General features: G+C 72.4%; 16 protein-coding genes. 10 read left to right on the forward strand and 6 right to left on the reverse strand.

All coding sequences use genetic code 11. The features are described from left to right. Positions 1–4 precede the first annotated feature (4 nt). From KY5_RS39610 to KY5_RS39630, 5 genes are all read left to right on the forward strand, one after another. Positions 5–4,072 carry a type I polyketide synthase gene (locus KY5_RS39610; RefSeq protein ID WP_098246717.1) on the forward strand — a complete coding sequence of 1,356 codons (4,068 nt, stop codon included), beginning with the start codon at positions 5–7 and terminating at the stop codon, positions 4,070–4,072. Further along, positions 4,069–4,836, forward strand: coding sequence for a thioesterase II family protein (locus KY5_RS39615; protein ID WP_098246718.1), 768 nt, complete (start codon positions 4,069–4,071; stop codon positions 4,834–4,836). Before KY5_RS39610 ends, KY5_RS39615 begins: the two co-directional genes overlap by 4 nt. Before the next feature lie 18 nt (positions 4,837–4,854). Then, positions 4,855–6,270 carry an NAD(P)/FAD-dependent oxidoreductase gene (locus tag KY5_RS39620; protein WP_098246719.1) on the forward strand — a complete coding sequence of 472 codons (1,416 nt, stop codon included), beginning with the start codon at positions 4,855–4,857 and terminating at the stop codon, positions 6,268–6,270. Positions 6,271–6,402: 132 nt separating this feature from the next. After that, on the forward strand, positions 6,403–6,963 hold the full coding sequence (locus tag KY5_RS42360) for a GbsR/MarR family transcriptional regulator (RefSeq protein WP_199843453.1): 561 nt from the start codon (positions 6,403–6,405) through the stop codon (positions 6,961–6,963). Next, a complete protein-coding gene (locus tag KY5_RS39630) occupies positions 6,960–8,519 on the forward strand; it encodes an MFS transporter (RefSeq protein WP_098246720.1) in 1,560 nt (519 codons plus the stop codon). The genes KY5_RS42360 and KY5_RS39630 overlap by 4 nt, the downstream gene beginning before the upstream one ends. A gap of 97 nt (positions 8,520–8,616) precedes the next feature. Here KY5_RS39630 and KY5_RS39635 read toward each other — a convergent pair whose 3' ends face one another. Next, on the reverse strand, positions 8,617–9,399 hold the full coding sequence (locus tag KY5_RS39635; RefSeq protein ID WP_098246721.1) for a thioesterase II family protein: 783 nt from the start codon (positions 9,397–9,399) through the stop codon (positions 8,617–8,619). A 322-nt stretch (positions 9,400–9,721) separates the two neighbouring features. Here KY5_RS39635 and ccrA point away from each other — a divergent pair, with 322 nt between their 5' ends. The 3 genes from ccrA (at position 9,722) to KY5_RS39650 (ending at position 12,808) form a co-directional block, all read left to right on the forward strand. Beyond that, the gene (gene ccrA / locus KY5_RS39640) at positions 9,722–11,065 is read left to right on the forward strand and encodes a crotonyl-CoA carboxylase/reductase (protein WP_234363093.1); all 1,344 of its coding nucleotides are present in this window, start codon (positions 9,722–9,724) and stop codon (positions 11,063–11,065) included. 104 nt (positions 11,066–11,169) lie between these two features. After that, complete coding sequence (locus KY5_RS39645; RefSeq protein WP_098246723.1) at positions 11,170–12,033, forward strand: ABC transporter substrate-binding protein; 864 nt, start codon at positions 11,170–11,172, stop codon at positions 12,031–12,033. Positions 12,034–12,121: 88 nt separating this feature from the next. Continuing rightward, positions 12,122–12,808, forward strand: a complete 687-nt coding sequence (locus KY5_RS39650; protein WP_234363094.1) for a M15 family metallopeptidase — start codon at positions 12,122–12,124, stop codon at positions 12,806–12,808. 17 nt (positions 12,809–12,825) lie between these two features. Here KY5_RS39650 and KY5_RS42025 read toward each other — a convergent pair whose 3' ends face one another. Beyond that, positions 12,826–13,011 (reverse strand): hypothetical protein, encoded by a 186-nt coding sequence (locus tag KY5_RS42025; protein WP_159072718.1) that lies wholly within the window; start codon positions 13,009–13,011, stop codon positions 12,826–12,828. Between the two features lie 90 nt (positions 13,012–13,101). Between KY5_RS42025 and KY5_RS42030 the strand changes: the two genes are divergently transcribed. Continuing rightward, positions 13,102–13,341 (forward strand): hypothetical protein, encoded by a 240-nt coding sequence (locus KY5_RS42030; RefSeq protein WP_159072719.1) that lies wholly within the window; start codon positions 13,102–13,104, stop codon positions 13,339–13,341. On the opposite strand, the gene KY5_RS39660 is transcribed toward KY5_RS42030, so the two are convergent. The 3 genes from KY5_RS39660 to KY5_RS39670 all read right to left on the reverse strand — a co-directional run bounded on the left by KY5_RS39660 (position 13,296) and on the right by KY5_RS39670 (position 15,089). After that, positions 13,296–14,051, reverse strand: a complete 756-nt coding sequence (locus tag KY5_RS39660) for a MerR family transcriptional regulator (protein WP_098246724.1) — start codon at positions 14,049–14,051, stop codon at positions 13,296–13,298. The genes KY5_RS42030 and KY5_RS39660 overlap by 46 nt on opposite strands. Positions 14,052–14,147: 96 nt before the next feature. Then, the gene (locus KY5_RS39665) at positions 14,148–14,402 is read right to left on the reverse strand and encodes a DUF7218 family protein (protein WP_199843455.1); all 255 of its coding nucleotides are present in this window, start codon (positions 14,400–14,402) and stop codon (positions 14,148–14,150) included. Positions 14,403–14,486: 84 nt separating this feature from the next. Further along, positions 14,487–15,089, reverse strand: coding sequence for a CGNR zinc finger domain-containing protein (locus tag KY5_RS39670; RefSeq protein WP_098246725.1), 603 nt, complete (start codon positions 15,087–15,089; stop codon positions 14,487–14,489). A gap of 78 nt (positions 15,090–15,167) precedes the next feature. Here KY5_RS39670 and KY5_RS39675 point away from each other — a divergent pair, with 78 nt between their 5' ends. Then, the gene (locus tag KY5_RS39675; RefSeq protein WP_098246726.1) at positions 15,168–15,554 is read left to right on the forward strand and encodes a PPOX class F420-dependent oxidoreductase; all 387 of its coding nucleotides are present in this window, start codon (positions 15,168–15,170) and stop codon (positions 15,552–15,554) included. 34 nt (positions 15,555–15,588) lie between these two features. Here the strand turns inward: KY5_RS39675 and KY5_RS39680 are convergent, their stop codons facing one another. Continuing rightward, complete coding sequence (locus tag KY5_RS39680) at positions 15,589–16,617, reverse strand: tetratricopeptide repeat protein (protein WP_098246727.1); 1,029 nt, start codon at positions 16,615–16,617, stop codon at positions 15,589–15,591. Positions 16,618–16,673 lie beyond the last annotated feature (56 nt).

A 16,673-nucleotide genomic window follows, 5' to 3' on the forward strand; every position in this document is an offset into this window, starting at 1 on the left:
TGTGATGGCCAGGTCGACGGAACAGATCGTCGAGGCGCTGCGCGCGGCCCTGACCGAGGCGGACCGGCTGCGCAAGCACAACCAGCACCTCGTCGCGGCGGCCACCGAGCCGATCGCGATCGTGGGCATGGCCTGCCGCTTCCCCGGCGGCGCCGACTCCCCCGAACAGCTGTGGGAGTTGCTCGCGGCGGGCAAGGACATGATGATCCCCGTCCCCGAGGACCGGGGCTGGGATCTGGACGCGGTCCTCGGCACCGGCGCGGACGGCTCCCCGCGCACCGCGGAGGGCGGCTTCCTGGAAGGGGTCTCGCTCTTCGACGCCGACTTCTTCGGCATCGCCCCGCGCGAGGCGCTGCCGATGGACCCGCAGCAGCGGCTGATGCTCGAGACGGCCTGGGAGGCGTTCGAGCGGGCGGGCATGGACCCGCTGTCGCTCAAGGGCAGCAGGACGGGCGTGTTCGTGGGCACGTCCTACTCGGCGTACGCCAGCGACGTGCCGTTCGTGCCCGCGGAGATCCAGGGCTATTCGATGACCGGCAACGTCACGAGCGTCGCCTCGGGCCGGATCTCCTACACGCTGGGTCTTGAGGGCCCCGCCGTCACCATCGACACGGCGTGTTCCTCCTCGCTGGTGGCGCTGCACCAGGCGGCGCACGCGCTGCGCGCGGGTGACTGTCCGCTCGCGTTGGTCGGCGGCGTCACGGTGATGCCGATCCCGGCGCTCTTCGTGGAGTTCACCCGCACACGGGGGCTCGCGTCGGACGGCAGGGTCAAGGCGTTCGCCGCGGCCGCCGACGGCACGGCATGGGCCGAGGGCGCGGGCGCTGTCGTGGTGGAGCGGCTCTCCGACGCCCGGCGCAACGGGCACCAGGTGCTCGCCGTCATCCGTGGCTCCGCCCTCAACCAGGACGGATCGAGCAACGGTCTGACGGCGCCGAGCGGCCCCGCCCAGCGCCGGGTGATCCGCGCCGCCCTGGACAACGCGGGCCTCACATCGGCCGATGTCGACGCCGTCGAGGCGCACGGCACCGGCACCACCCTCGGCGACCCGATCGAGGCCCAGGCCCTGCTCGCCACCTACGGTCAGGGCAGGGCCCCCGACGCCCCGCTGTGGCTCGGCTCCATCAAGTCGAACATCGGGCACACGGGTACGGCCGCGGGCATGGCGAGCCTGATCAAGACCGTGCAGGCGCTGCGGCACGGCGTGTTGCCCAAGACCCTGAACGTCGACGAGCCCACGCCGAACGTCGACTGGTCGTCGGGCGCGGTCGAACTGCTGACCGAGACCCGTCCGTGGCCCGAGACCGGCGGACGCCCCCGGCGGGCCGGCATCTCCGCGTTCGGCATCAGCGGCACCAACGCCCATGTGATCGTCGAACAGGCGATACCTGAGGTGGTGGCCGCCGAACGCCCCGAGGCCGTGGGTCCGCGGCCCGCGGAGGTCCTGCTGCCCGTGGCCGCCAAGACCGTACCGGCCCTGCGGGCCCAGGCCGCCCGCCTGGAGCGGGCGCTGGCCGAGCGGCCCGACCTCTCGCCGCTGGACGCCGGTTACTCCCTCGCCACCACGCGGGCGATGCTCGGTGAGCGCGCCGTCGTGATCGCGGCGGACCGCGCGGAGGCGCTGCACGGCCTGCGCGCGCTGGCCGAGGGCGCACCCGCGGCCGGTCTGGTGGAGGGCACGGCCGCGCAGCGCGCCGAGACGGCGTTCCTCTTCACCGGACAGGGCGCCCAACGGGCGGGCATGGGGCGGGAGTTGTACGAGGCGTTCCCGGTGTTCGCGGCGGCGTTCGATGCCGCCTGCGCCCCACTCGACCGTCATCTGCCACGCCCGCTGCGCGAGGTCGTGTTCGCCGAGGAAGGATCGCCCGAGGCGGCGCTCCTGGACGAGACGGTCTTCACCCAGACGGGAACGTTCGCGCTCCAGGTGGCGCTGCACCGGCTGTGGGAGTCGTGGGGGGTGCGCCCCGGCTACCTCATCGGCCACTCGGTGGGCGAGCTGTCCGCCGCGCACATCTCCGGCGTGCTCTCCCTGGAACACGCGGCCGAACTGGTGGCGGCCCGGGGCACCCTGATGCAGCGGCTGCCCTCCGGAGGCGCGATGCACGTACTCCAGGCATCGGAGGCCGAGGTCGCCCCGCTGCTCGAAGGGCGATCGTCCGAGATGTCCGTCGCGGCCGTCAACGGCCCCGCGGTCACGGTCGTCTCGGGCGACGAGGAGGCGGTCGCCGAGATCGCCGCGCACTTCGCCGATCAGGGCCGCAAGACGAAGCGGCTGCGCGTCAGCCACGCCTTCCACTCGCCACGCATGGAGGCGATCGTCGACGACTTCCGTGCGGTGGCGAGCCGCCTGGAGTACGCGCCTCCGCAACTCCCCGTCGTCTCGAACGTCACGGGACTGCAGCTCGCGGCGCGGGAGATCTGCGATCCCGAGTACTGGGTGCGGCACGTCCGCGGCGCCGTGCGCTTCCTGGACGGGGTGCGCACCCTGGCCGACGCGGGCGTGACGGCCTTCGTCGAACTCGGCCCCGACGCCGTGCTCACCGCCATGGCCAGGGACTGCCTGGGCGGGCGCGCCGCCGACGTGGCCCTCGTCCCCACCCTGCGCAGGTCCCGCCCCGAGGTCCGCTGTGCGCTCACGGCCGTCGCCACGGCCCACGTCAAGGGCGTGCCCCTCGACTGGGAGAAGGTCTTCGACGGCAGCGGCGCCCAGCGCGTCGACCTGCCGACGTACGCCTTCCAGCGCCGCCGCTTCTGGCTGGAGAACGTGGCCGACCCGGTGGCCTCGGGAGCCGTCGCCGCCCTGGCCGGATCCCGCAACACCGCTCCCGCACAAGGGAGTCCGGCGGCCGGGGCCGCGGCACCGGCGCCGCTCGGCGCGGAACCGGACGCGGCCGGGGAATCGCTCAGGGAACGGATGCGCGGCCTCGACGAGGACGCGCGGCGCGGTCCCCTGCTCGCGCTGATACGCCAGTACGTCGCCGGAGTCCTCGGCCACGCGTCGGCGGACGAGATCGCCCCCGGCCGGGACTTCTCCGACATGGGCTTCGACTCCATGTCGGCCGTCGAATTCACCGTACGGATCTGCGACGCCACGGGGTTCACCCTGCCGAGCACCATCGTCCTCGACCACCCCACCGCCGAGCACCTGGCCGAGTTCCTGGCCCGCGAGTTCGGCAAACCGGGCACGGACGCCGCGCCGTCCGACGGGAGCGCCGAAGGACTCGGCGGACTCTTCGTGCGCGCCTGCCAGGAGGGCAGGGCCGCGGAGGCGCACCGGCTGATGTCCGAACTGGCCGACTACCGGCCGGGGTTCAGCACGCTCGCGGAGCTGGACCGGGCGCCGCGCACGGTCTGGCTGTGCGACGGCGCGGACGAACCGGTACTGATCTGCTTCCCGTCCTTCGTGTGGCAGCAGAACTTCTACCAGTACTCGCGTCTGGCCACCGGATTCCGCGGCAGCCGCGCCACCGCGATGGTCGGCCTGCCCGGCTTCCTCACCGGCGAGCCGCTGCCGACGTCTGTCGGCGCGCTGGCCGAGGCGCTCGGCGACGCGGCTCTGCGGGCCGCGGACGGGCGGCGGTTCGCGCTCCTCGGCCACTCCGGCGGCGGCTCGATCGCCAGCGTGGTGACCGCGCATCTGGAGAGCAGGGAGGCCGGTCCCGAGGCCCTGATCCTCCTCGACACCCCGACCTGGGGCGGCCTCAACGGCCTCGGCGAGGAGTGGGGCGAGACGGTCCAGACGTCCCTGCTCGGCCGCAAGGAGCGCATCGAGCAGGCGGGCGACGGCGGGGGAGAGGCCTGGATCACCGCACGCGCCCGCTACGCGGGCTTCGACTACTCCGTGCCGCGGCTCGCCGCCCCCACCCTCCTCGTACGCGCCACCGAACCGGTCGGCGGCCCCGGCGCCGCGGCGCCCGAGAGCGACGGGTGGCGGGTGACCTGGGAGCAGGAGCACACGCTCGAGGAGGTGCCCGGCGATCACTTCTCCATGTTGGAGGGCGACCACGCGGCGCACACCGCACGCGCCGTCGAGGACTGGCTGCGCCGTCCCGCCCGAGGAGGGGCATCATGACCGACTGGCACCACGAGGCCGGTCCCTGGCTCACGCGCTACACCCCGGCGGGGCCGACGGGCGAGCGGGCCCAGCTCATCTGCTTTCCGCACGCGGGCGGCTCGGCGACGTACTTCCAGCCGCTCGCCCGGGAGCTCGCCGCACGGCCCGCAGCGCCCGTGGAGGTGCTCGCCGTCCAGTACCCGGGCCGCCAGGAGCGGCGCGCCGAGCCGTTGATCGAGGACCTGTCGGTGCTCGCGGACCGGATCGCCGAGGCGCTCAAGCACGCGGCCGGCGCACCGCTCGTCCTCTTCGGGCACAGCATGGGCGCCCTGCTCGCCTGGGAGGTGGCGCGTCGGCTCGACGGCGACGGCGTCGTCCCCAGGGCGCTGATCGTCTCGGGGCGCGGTGCCCCGGCCCTCTACCGCGACGTGCAACTGCACCGGCGCACCGACGACGAACTCACCGCCGACCTGCGCTACCTCAGCGGCACGTCGGCCCAGCTCCTGACCGACCCGGGTGTCCTGGAGATGGTGCTGCCCGTGCTGCGCGGTGACTACCGGGTGGTGGACGGCTTCCGGTACGAGCCGGGGCCACCGCTGAGCTGTCCGATCAGTGTCTTCCTCGGCGACCGCGACCCGTGGGCGCGCGAGCGCGAAGCGCGCGGCTGGCAGGCGGAGACCACCGCCGGCGTGTCGTTCCGCAGCTTCCCCGGCGAGCACTTCTACCTCGCCTCGCAGTGGGGCGCGGTGGCCGAAGCGATCGCCGACCTCCCCCTCTCGTAAAGGAAAGTGAGAGCAAACATGTCCCACACGACACGGGCGGTCGTCCTGGGGGCGGGAATGGCGGGCATGCTCGCCGCCACCGCGCTCGCACGCCACGTGGACGCCGTCACCGTCCTCGACCGCGACCGGCTGCCCGACGGCGCCGACCCGCGCCGCGGGGTGCCGCAGGCCCGCCACACCCACGTCCTGTGGTCCGGGGGCGCCCGGGTGATCGAGACCCTGCTGCCCGGCACCACGGACCGCCTCCTGGACGCGGGCGCCCACCGCGTCGGCCTGCCCGAGGACCTCGTCTCCCTGACCGCGTACGGCTGGCAACAGCGCTTCCCCGAGACCCAGTTCATGATCGCGGCCAGTCGTTCGTTGCTCGACTGGACGGTGCGGGACCAGGCGTCGCGCGACCCCAAGGTCACCGTGCTCGGCGACATGGACATCCTCGGGCTGCGCGGCGACGCCCGCGCCGTCACCGGTGTGACCTGCAAGCCGAGGCGGGAGGGCACGCTGTCGGTGATCGAGGCGGACGTCGTCGTGGACGCCACGGGACGCGGTTCCCCGATGAAGCGCTGGCTCACCGGGCTCGGTCTTCCGCCGGTCCAGGAGGACGTCATCGACTCGGGGATGGCGTACGCCACCCGGATCTTCCGCGCCCCCGAAGGGGCCAGGAAGAAGTTCCCCCTCGTCAGCGTGTACGCCGACCACCGCGCGGGCGTACCGGGCCGCAACGGCATCCTGCTGCCCATCGAGGACGGCCGCTGGATGGTGACGCTGTCCGGGACCCGTGGCGGCGAACCGCCGACCACGGAGGAGGGGTTCGCCGACTACCTGCGCACCCTGCGCCACCCGCTCATCGCCGACCTGATCGACCGCGCGGAGCCGCTGACCGGGGTCCAGGCGTCGCGCTCCACGGCGAACCGGCGGCTGTTCTACGACCGCCTCGTCGAGTGGCCCGACGGCCTCGTCGTGCTCGGGGACGCGGTGGCCGCCTTCAACCCCGTCTACGGCCACGGCATGAGCGCCGCGGCACTGAGCGCGGCCACGCTCGACGCCACCCTCCGGGGTTCCGGTCTGCGCCCCGGCACGGCGCGCGCGGCCCAGCGCGCGATCGGCGCGGTGGTGGACACTCCCTGGTCGCTCGGTACGTCGCAGGACATCTGCTACCCGGACGTGTTCGCGAGGACCGATGACCCGCGGCTGACCCGGCACGCCGACGACCGTCGCCGCCAGGCGGACGTGATCGGCGCGGCCGCGCTCGGCGACCCCCTGGTGTGCGCCGCCGCGTTGCAGGTCAACACCCTGTCGGGGGCCGCCGACGCCCTCCAGGACCCCGAGGTGCAGCAGGCGCTCTCGCGGGCCGGGGAGCTGGGTCTCCCGGACGGGCCCACGCTCACCGACGAGGAGCGGGACGCGGCACGGACCGTGGTGAACGCCGCCTCCTGAGCGGCATTGACGGAACTTTGACGCGGCGGGGACGACTCGCCGCGTCATTCCGCTTCCCTTCCGCGCGCTCCGTGATTACAGTGATGACTGAAACAACTAGAACGTGCTGTAAGTACTAGGAGGTGCTGCACCTTGTCGCCGAGAGCAGACCAGGAGCCGGGACCCGAGCCGCGGAAGCAGGACTCGGGACCGGAAGAAGAAGTGCTGGCCTGGATCGAGCGAGTGGCGTCCTGGTTCATGCAGCAGGCGGGATGGCCGCCGATCATGGGCCGGACGATGGGCTGGCTCATGGTGTGCGACCCCGCGGAACAGAGCGCCGCACAGATCGCCACGGCGGTCCAGGCAAGCCGCGCGTCCCTGACGAACACGCTGCGGCTGCTCACCGAGGCGCGCATGGTCGAGGCGGTCACCCGCACCGGAGAGCGCGCCACGTACTACCGGATCACCGAGGACGCGTGGTCGGGCGTGCTCAAGCGGCGCCTGGAGAGCATGACGTCCTTCGTGGACATCACGGCCGAAGGGCTGCGCCTGTTCCCCGAGGGAGAGGCACGGGCGGCACGGGTGCGCGGTGCGCACCGCATGTTCACCTGGCTCCACTCGGAGGCGGAGCCCATGTGGAAGCGCTGGGAGGCCGTCAACCGCGCCGACCAGCAAGGGAATTCGGATGAGGAATCGGACGGGATGCCGTTATGAGCAATCAGGAGACCCGCAAGTGGTGGGCCCTGGCAGCTATTGGGGTCAGTCTGCTGACGGTGGGTGTGGACGCGACGATCCTCAATGTCGCACTGCCCACGGTCAGCGCTGATCTCAACGCCTCCACCAGTGAACTGCAATGGGTCGTCGACGCCTTCACCCTCGTGCTGGCCGCGGTGCTGCTCCCCGCGGGCCTGTTGGGCGACAAGTTCGGACGCAAGAAGCTCCTCGTCGTCTCCCTCCTGCTGTTCGGCGGCGCCTCGCTGTGGTGCGCGTACTCGGGTTCGGCCGGACAGCTGATCGCCGCCCGCGCGACACTGGGCCTGGCCGCGGCGTTCCTGGTGCCGCTCTCCACCTCCGTACTCCTGAACATCTTCGAGTCGGAGGCGGAAAGGACCAAGGCGATCGGCGTCGTGGCGGTCTCGCAGATGCTGGGCCTCCCGCTGGGACCCATCATCGGCGGCGCGCTGCTGAATCACTTCTGGTGGGGTTCCGTCTTCCTCATCAACGTGCCGCTGGTGGCCCTCGGCGTCATCGCCGTGATCAAGCTCGTCCCCGAATCGCGCAGCAAGGACCGCGTCGGCATCGACGTGGTGGGCGTCGTGATCTCCAGCCTCGGCCTGACCGCCCTGACGTACGGAGCCATCGAGGCGGGCGAGAAGGGCTGGGGCAGCAGCGAGACGGCGATCTCCCTGGTGGCCGGCGCGGTCGTCCTCGTCCTGTTCGTGGTGTGGGAGCGCAGGGTCACCGCCGCAGGACGTGATCCGCTGGTGGACCTGACGCTCTTCCAGGGCCGCGGCTTCGTCTGGGGATCCATCCTCAGCACCATCGTCAGCTTCGCGATGTTCGGCCTGATGTTCGCGCTGCCGCAGTACTTCCAGGGCGTGCAGGGCACCGACGCGCTGGGCACCGGTCTGCGGCTCCTTCCCATGATCGGCGGTCTCCTCGTCGGAGCCAGCGTCATCAACAAGATGCCCGCCCAGCTCGGCCCGCGCGCCGTGCCCGCCCTCGGCTTCGTCCTGGTGAGCGTCGGCCTGTTCATGGGGACCTACACCGAGGCGTCGACGGGCTACGGCTACGTCGCGATCTGGCTCGTGATCATGGGCGCGGGCCTCGGCCTCGCCATGACCCGGGCCATGGCGGCGGCGCTCAACACGCTCTCCAAGGAGCGCAGCGGTGTCGGCTCCGCCGTCGTGCAGGCCCTGCGCCAGGTCGGCGGCGCGATCGGCGTGGCGGTGCTCGGCTCCGTCGCCAGCTCCTCCTACCGGGGCAACCTCGACCTGCCGAACACCTCCCAGGAGATCGAGGACGCGGTCGGACGCAGCGTGTCCACCGGCGTCGCCGTCGCCGAGAAGATGCACGACGCTTCGATGCTCACAGCGGTCCGCGAGGCCTTCGTCGACGCGATGCACACGCTGCTGTTCGTGTGCTCCGGCATCGGCCTGGTCGCCGCCCTGCTCGCCCTCGCCTTCATGCCGCGCACGGCCGCCGTGCCGCCGAAGGACTCCGAGGACGACGCCCCCACGGGAGCGGGGGTCACCGACTCGGTCGCCTGAGGATTCCCCCGGTTCCAGACGACCGACCGAGCCGCGGCACCGCCTGTCATCCAGGCGGTGTCGCGGCAGTCGTTCGTCCGGGCCCCTTCCGGGCCGCTCAGCGCGCGGCGGCGGCCTCCTTGCCGAAGGCGCCCACGAACTCCACGATCGTGTCGCACACCGCAGACCGGTGGTCGTTGAGGAAGAAGTGACCGCCCGTGAAGCTGCGGTAGTGCAGCGAGGAGGTGGTGTGCTTCTCCCAGGCGCGGGCCTCCTCCGGGGAGACGCGCGGGTCCGATTCCCCGGTGACGACGCCCACCGGGCAGCGGAGCAACGGCAGCGGATCGGGCACATGGGTCTCGACGGCCTTGTAGTCGGCGCGCAGCGCGGGAAGGATCATGCGCAGCAGTTCCGCGTCCTCGAGCAGGGGCGCCGCCGTGCCGCTGAGAGAGCGGATCTCGGCGACGAACGCGGCGTCGTCCAGCTTGTGGGCGTTCTCCTCCCGGTAGACCGACGGCGCACGGCGCCCGGACACGATCAGGCCCAGCGGACCCCCCTGCGCCGACTGCTCCAACTTCCGCGCCACCTCGTGGGCGAGGACCGCCCCCATGCTGTGCCCCATCAGGACCAGCGGCCGGTCCTGCCAGATCCGCAGCGCCGTGAAGATCCGGTCCACGAGCTCGGGAAGGGAATCGACGGCGGGCTCCTCGCGCCGCTCCTGTCTGCCGGGGTATTGCAGGCTCAGTACGTCGATGCCACGGGTGGCGAGCATCGTCGAAAAGGGGTGGAAGAAAGGTGCGGAGCCGCCCGCGTGCGGAAAGAAGACCACACGGGAATCCGCATCGGCGACGGGGTGAAATCGCCGTGCCCACAAGTCGTTCGCCCGATCTGCTTCGTGCATTCCTCAGCTCCTCACCGGAGTTCCCCGCACCCTGCGGAGCGCCTCCGCCTCACTGCCCGGTGATTTCCTCTACGGCCACGCACACATGGCGCCACCACGGTAGGCGGATGAAAGAGGCCCACTGAACCCCTATCGGGCCTTCGCCGACCCCTGTGCTCACGGGGCATCCGGCAGGTCCGACATGCCTGCGGCGCACTCAGGGTTAGGGGTTCTGACAGGGGTTCACCCCTTCGTACAGTCGACGTGGCTGTCGCCCGTCGCCACTTCTCGTCCATTGCCGTCATCTGTCGTCATCTGTCGCCACGCCGGAATAGGGGCCCCTGTGGAAGCCATTGTCAGTGCCGCGCTCTCCGAAGACGCCCGCACCGAGGATTTCGCCGCGCTCGCCGTGCCCGAGTCCTATCGCGGAGCGGTCGTCCTCAAAGAGGAGGTCGGAATGTTCGAAGGCCTCGCGAGCCAGGACAAGGACCCCCGCAAATCCCTGCACATCGAGTCCGTGCCGACACCGGCCCCGGGGCCCGGGGAGGCGCTGATCGCCGTGATGGCGAGTGCCGTCAACTACAACACGGTGTGGAGTTCCCTCTTCGAACCGCTGCCCACCTTCACCTTCCTGGAGCGCTATGGGCAGTCACGGCCCGAGGGGGAGCGGCACAACCTGCCCTACCACGTGCTCGGTTCCGACCTGTCGGGCGTGGTGCTGCGCACCGGCCCCGGCGTGCGCCGCTGGAAGCCGGGTGACCGGGTGGTGGCCCACTGTCTGTCGGTGGAACTGGAGAGCGCGGAGGGCCACGACGACACGATGCTCGACCCCGAGCAGCGCATCTGGGGCTTCGAGACGAACTTCGGCGGCCTCGCCGAACTCGCCCTGGTCAAGTCCAACCAGCTGATGCCCAAGCCGCGCCACCTGACCTGGGAGGAGGCCGCCTGCTCGGGCCTGGTGAACTCCACCGCGTACCGCCAGCTGGTGTCGCGCAACGGCGCGGGGATGAAGCAGGGCGACAACGTGCTGATCTGGGGCGCGAGCGGTGGACTCGGCTCGTACGCCACGCAGTTCGCGCTCGCGGGCGGCGCCAACCCGATCTGTGTCGTCTCCAGCGACCAGAAGGCGGACATCTGCCGGGCGATGGGCGCCGAGGCGATCATCGACCGCAGCGCCGAGGGCTACAAGTTCTGGAAGGACGAGCGCACCCAGGATCCGCGCGAGTGGAAGCGCTTCGGCAAGCGCATCCGTGAACTGACCGGCGGCGAGGACGTGGACATCGTCTTCGAGCACCCGGGCCGCGAGACGTTCGGCGCTTCGGTGTACGTCACGCGCAAGGGCGGCGCCATCGTCACCTGCGCGTCCACGTCGGGCTACCACCACGAGTACGACAACCGCTATCTGTGGATGTCCCTCAAGCGCATCATCGGCTCCCACTTCGCCAACTACCGCGAGGCGTGGGAGGCCAACCGCCTGATCGCCAAGGGCAAGATCCACCCCACCCTCTCCGAGGTCTTCCCGCTGGCCTCGACGGGAGAGGCCGTGCGCGAGGTCCACCGCAACCGGCACAGCGGCAAGGTGGGCGTCCTGTGTCTCGCGCCCCAGGAGAACCTCGGCGTCGAGGACCGGGAGACGCGGGCCCGCCACGAGCCCGCCATCAACCGCTTCCGGGGCACGGGCCGGTAGCGCTCTCGTGTACCGGGGCGCGCGCCAGGGCAGGTAGCACCGGTACGGCCGCGGCGGGGCAGGCCGCGGCGCGGGAGCAGCGGGAGCAGGAGGAGTCGGACACCATGGCACACGACACGGGCCGGTACTGGGAGTTCACCGACGACCGGGATCACCTGGTGAGGGCCGCGGCGCGCCCGACGAGGCCGGTGGCCTACCTACCCACGGGCGCGGCCCTGTACGACCACGGCATACGCCCGGCGGGTGTCTTCGGCTCCGCGCACGACGACCCCGCCGTACCGGATCCCGCCAAGGCGGGCGGCCTCCCGCTGGACGGCATCGGCTACTTCGGCGCCGGTTCCGCACTGGACCTGGACGCCCTCATCGCCGCGGGGCCCGACCTCGTCGTCGCGGTCAGCTACGGCGGCGGGCAGGTCTACGGCATCGACCCTGAGGCCGCCAAGCACCTGGAGGAACAGGTGCCGGTCGTCGTGCTCGACGTCGGACACGGGCGCAGCCTCGCCGGCATCAGGGAGCGCCTGACAGCCCTCGCGCAGAGCCTCGGCGCTCCCGCACAGCCCGAGGCGGACGCCGAACTCGCCTCCGCCGAGCGGCGGTTGACCGCGGCCGCGAGCGGGCACGTGCGGCCGCGCGTGCTCGCGCTCTCCCCGGCGGGTCCCGACTCCGTGCACCTGGCGCGGCCGTACGCCTGGCCCGACCTGGCCGCGCTCGCCGGACTCGGCGTCGGCCTCGTCGACCCCCCTCCCGGGCAGGGCGCCAACTGGTCCACGACCACCTGGGCCGAGGCGGCCGCCCTCGAACCCGACCTGGTCCTGGCCGACGTGCGCTCCAACGCCGTCCCGCTCGGCGACGCGCTGGGCACGGGCCTCCGGACGCTGCCGTGGAACCCCGAACTGCCGCCCAGCGCACGGCAACACGCCCGCTTCGCCACCGCGCTCGCCGAAGCCCTGGAGGACGCGGGCCCCTGAGTCGGCCGCAGCGGGCCGCCGTCGCACCCATTCCCCGCGTTGACGCGCCCGGGTCCCGAGGACCGCCCGCCACAGGGATGATCTTTCCATGAGCACCCACACGAACATGAACACGAGTGACATCGTCCTGATGGCGGACCCGAGGGTCGCCGCCGTCCCCGTACGCGAGGGCGGGGAGCGTCTCCTCGACGTACGCGAAGACAGTTCGCTGCTGGTCGACGCACGCGAACAGGCAGGCCCCGAGGCCGCGTTCGCGCTGCTGCGCGAGGGCGTGGTGCGACGCCTGGAACGAGCGGACACCCTGCTCCCCGACGGCCTGCGGCTGCTCTTCGTGGAGGGCTACCGGCCGCCTTCGCTGCAACGCGCGTACTTCGAGGAGTACGTGGAGCAGCTCCGGGCCCTCCACCCCCACTGGCCCGCCGAGGAGATCCACGCGGCGGCGAGCCGCTACGTCTCCCCGCCCGACATCGCCCCGCACAGCGCGGGAGCCGCCGTGGACCTGACGCTCGCCGACGCCGAGGGGCGCGAACTCGACCTGGGCACCCGGATGAACGCCGACCCGGAGGAGAGCGAGGGCGCCTGCTACACCGCCGCGGGCAACATCAGCCCCGAGGCGCGGGCCCACCGCGAGGTCCTCGGCGCCGCACTGACCGAGGTGGGCCTGGTCAACTACCCCACCGAGTGGTGGCACTGGTCGTACGGCGACCGCTACTGGGCGCTCCTGTCGGGCGCGGAGTGCGCGCTCTACGGACCGCGTGAGGCGGACCGGGCGTAGGAGCGCGGGAGCGCAGGTCAGGGCCGTGCCTGCACGGACACCGGCGTCCGCTCCTCCTCCACGGCCGTCGTGCCGAGCGTCGCCGCGCCCGCGCCGACGAGCACGGCGAAGGCCGCGGCGACGCCGACGACGGGGAGCCGCGGGCGGGGCCGACGCCGGGGCGCGGGCCGCACCGCGAGGCGACCGGCGGGGATGACCCGCACCGGCTATGTGCTGCCCTCCTGGGACCGTGCGCGGGTAGCCGTCGCGTACGACAGGAACGGCCGCGCGCAGGGACGCCCGATGGACCACCCGTGGGCGCCCGACGGGCCGTCCTGTCCGAGGCCGCGAAGCGGAAGCTGTTCGCCCCGCAGGTGCGGGTGCTTGAACCCGACGGGGGCGACGACTGGTCCCTGGCGACGGTCGCGGAGTTCCGCCGCGACAGGATCATGGTGTTCTGGGTGAGCAACCACGCCTACCAGAAGGGCAAGTGGAACCTCGAGGACGGTCAGCTGGAGCTGACCAGGGGAGTGGGCGCGTCCGTGAGGTACTGATGCAGCCTGCCCGCCCCCTCCAGCATCGCCCGCGTGCGCTGGTCCAGCGCCTCCGCGCGGCGGGCCACGGCCGCGCGGAGCGCCTCGACGCCGCCGCTGTGGCGCAGGTCGTCGAGGACCGGGCGGATCTGCGGCAGCGGGTAGTGGCTCTGCCGGAGCATGTGGATCACGCGTGCGTCACGGACATCGGCGGGCAGGTACGAGCGGTAGTGCGTGACCGGATCGCGGCTCGGCGTCAGGAGACCGGCCGCCTCCCACACGCGCAGGGCCGAGGTGCGCAGGCCCAGATGCGCGGCGACCTCTCCGATGCGCAGCCGTGAGCGGGGCGGTGCGGGTGCGCCGGGGTCCTCCGCCGCGACGGCCGCCAGGGCCTCACCCGTGGTCCGCAGGGCGACGCGCTGCGCGTGCAGCTCGGCGTGGCAGGAGTCGACGAGGGCGAGTGCCTGCGGTACCTCGCCCGCGTGCACGGCCCGCATGATCCCTTGCGCGGGGCCGGGCCCGTAGCCGCGGATCAGCGCACGGTAGGTCAGCAGGGCCTGCCGGTGCAGAGCGTCGAACCTGCGGTACCCGGCGGGGGAGCGGGGCGCGGGCGGCAGGATCCCGGCGTCGGCGTAGTTGCGGATCTGCTGGGTCGAGATGCCCGCGGCCCGCGCCAGATCGACCGGGCGCAGGCCCGTGACGTCCTGGTCAGGGTCTTCCTGACGGCTCATCGGCGGCCCCTCCGGAGTACGTGCGGCGCTTCAAGGAAACACTCGAAGGTACCGGTGTGCTCCGCGGAGGGACCCCGGACGTCGGCGGCCCGCCGGTCAGTGGTGGCGCAGCGCGTCGATCAGCTCGGGCTTGCTCATCTTGGAGCGGCCCTCGATGCCGACCTTCTTGGCCTCGCGGTACAGGTCCTCCTTGGAGCGGTCCTCGTACGTGCCCGCCTTGCCGCCCTTGCGGCCGGTGGCGGAGGCCGAACCGCCGGAGTCGTTGGCGATGCGGGCCGCCTTCTCCTTGCTCGCGCCCTCGCGGCGCAGCGCCTGGTAGGTCTTCTCGTCCTTGATCTGAGCCCTGGGCACGGGGATCACCTGGTTCCGTTCGGAGTACGACCTTCCCCTCATGCGTACCCCGGACGGCGCGGTCATGCCATGCGAGCGCGGCCCTCACCCCTCCGCGGAGCGTCGCGCCCGCAGGGTGCGGACCTTGTGGCGGTTGCCGCAGTGCTCCATCGAGCACCAGCGGCGGCGGCCGGGGCGCGAGGTGTCGACGTACAGCAGGGCGCAGTTGTCGGCGGCGCACATCCGGATCCGGTGCGCGTACGGGCCGGTGAGGAGCTCCACGGCGTCATGGGCGACGGTGGCGAGGAGCCGGGTGCCGTCGGCGGTCCCGGCCCAGCCGCGTGCGCCGTCGGGGCCGATGACGGGCGTCAGCGGCGGGCGGGCGGCCGCCTCGTTGAGGACGGCGACGTCTTCGGAGGGCGCGGGCTCGTCGAGGGCGCGGGCCGTGGTCACCCGGAACAGCGCGTCGCGCAGCCGCCGCGCGTCGGCCACCTCGGCCTCGGCGACCCGCAGCGCGGGCGTCGGCGTCAGCCGCGAGCGCTCCGCCCAGGCCACCAGGTCGTCGGGCGCGTGCAGCACCTCGAACCGCCGGAACTCGCCGGGGCCCCCGGTGGTCAGCAGCTCGAGACAGAGCGCGCCCGGGTCGAACCGGTAGGTCGATCCGCTGAAGGAGCGCATCGGGATGCCGGGGGACGCGGGCGGTTCCATGTAACTAATATAAATGGTTACGAGGTGGCGGCAGGGCGTAGGCCGTGGCGCCTGAGGCCTGACGCCTAGACTCCCCGCATGGACGACGAACTGGTGACCCGGCTCAGCGCCGGAAAGTACCTGCTGGTCAGCAGCTACCGGAAGGACGGCACCCTGGTGCCGAGCCCGGTCTGGGTCGTCAGGGACGGTGACGCGCTCGGCATCTGGACGGTCGCGGACTCGTGGAAGGTCAAGCGGATCAAGCGCCGCGCCGACGTCATGGTGGGCCCCTGCGATCTGCGCGGCAATCCGACGGGGGAGCAGGTCCCTGCCACCGCCGAGGTCGTCCCACAGGAGGTGACCGCGCGCTACCGCACGCTCATCACCCGCAAGTACACCGTGGTCGGCTTCTTCACGCTCCTTGGCAGCAGGATCCGCCGCGGCCTCGACGGCACGGTGGGCATCCGCATCACGCTCGCGCGCTGATCGCACACGCGCTGATCGCATACGAGCCGATCGCTCACGCGCTGAGGGCGGGCTCCGTCGTCTCGGCACGGAAGGCGACGACCATGTCGCGGGCGTGCCGCAGCCCCATGCGCGTGAAGTCGGCCTCCAGGACGGCAAGTTCGGCGAGCGTGGCTTCGTGGTCATGGCCGAGCCGCGCGCGACACTTGACGAGCCCGAGCCGGGAGAGCGCGGCGCCGCGCGGTTCGCGCATGTCCGTGAACTCCGCGAGGGCCACGCCGTAGATCTCGCGGGCCGCCGCCCAACGCCCGGCGCGGTAGAGGACGTTGCCGCGCATCTTGTGGTTGTAGGCGAGCGCGCTCGCCAGATCCATGGCGCGGCAGACCTCTTCGGCCTCGGAGAGCAAAGCGAGGGCGCGGTCCGGTTCGCCGCGCAGGGAGAGGACGTCGGCCACGCCCCGCAGCGACCAGGCACGCCCCCGCGCGTCGTCCGCGTCGGTGGCGATCCGCACGGACTCCTCGAACAGTTCGAGGGCCTTGGCGTGGTCGCCGGTGTTGCGGTGCATCTGCGCTATGCCGGTCATCGCCCAGACCATGTGTCTGGCTTCGCCGTGCGCACGCCCCTGTGCGAGCAACTCCTCGTGGAGCGCGGCGACGGCGGCGTAGTCGCCCTGGATGCGCCCGGTCTCCGCGAGGCCCGCGAGCGCGTAGCCGTGCGCCAGCCGGTCGCCGCTGCCCTCGGCCAGCTCCACGGAGTGGGTGAGCAGCCGCCGGGCGAGCGGCAGCGCACCGCACTGCCGGGCGAGGGTGCCGCCGCTCCACAGGGCCCAGGACATGGCCCCCGCGTCCCCCGCGGTCCGCGCGCTGCGGTAGCTCTGCCGCCAGGCCGCGCCCGCGTCGTCCACCCGGCCGAGCCGCCGGTTCGCCTCGGCCACCGCGAGGGCGGCGCGGGCCCGTTCGGCCGCGCCGCCCGCACGGTCGAGCGCGCGGCCCGCCTTGTCGAGGACGTCCTCGTAGGAGGAGTTCACACTCAGCTCCGCGCCCAACTCGCCCTGGTACTCGGGTGCGAATGCCTTCACGTACATGTACCGGAAGCCTCTCGATCGTGTCGTCCCGATGACGTGATCAAGAAGCTACGAGC

It is taken from the genome of Streptomyces formicae (assembly GCF_002556545.1).
In the GTDB taxonomy this organism is placed as follows: Bacteria; Actinomycetota; Actinomycetes; order Streptomycetales; family Streptomycetaceae; genus Streptomyces; species Streptomyces formicae_A.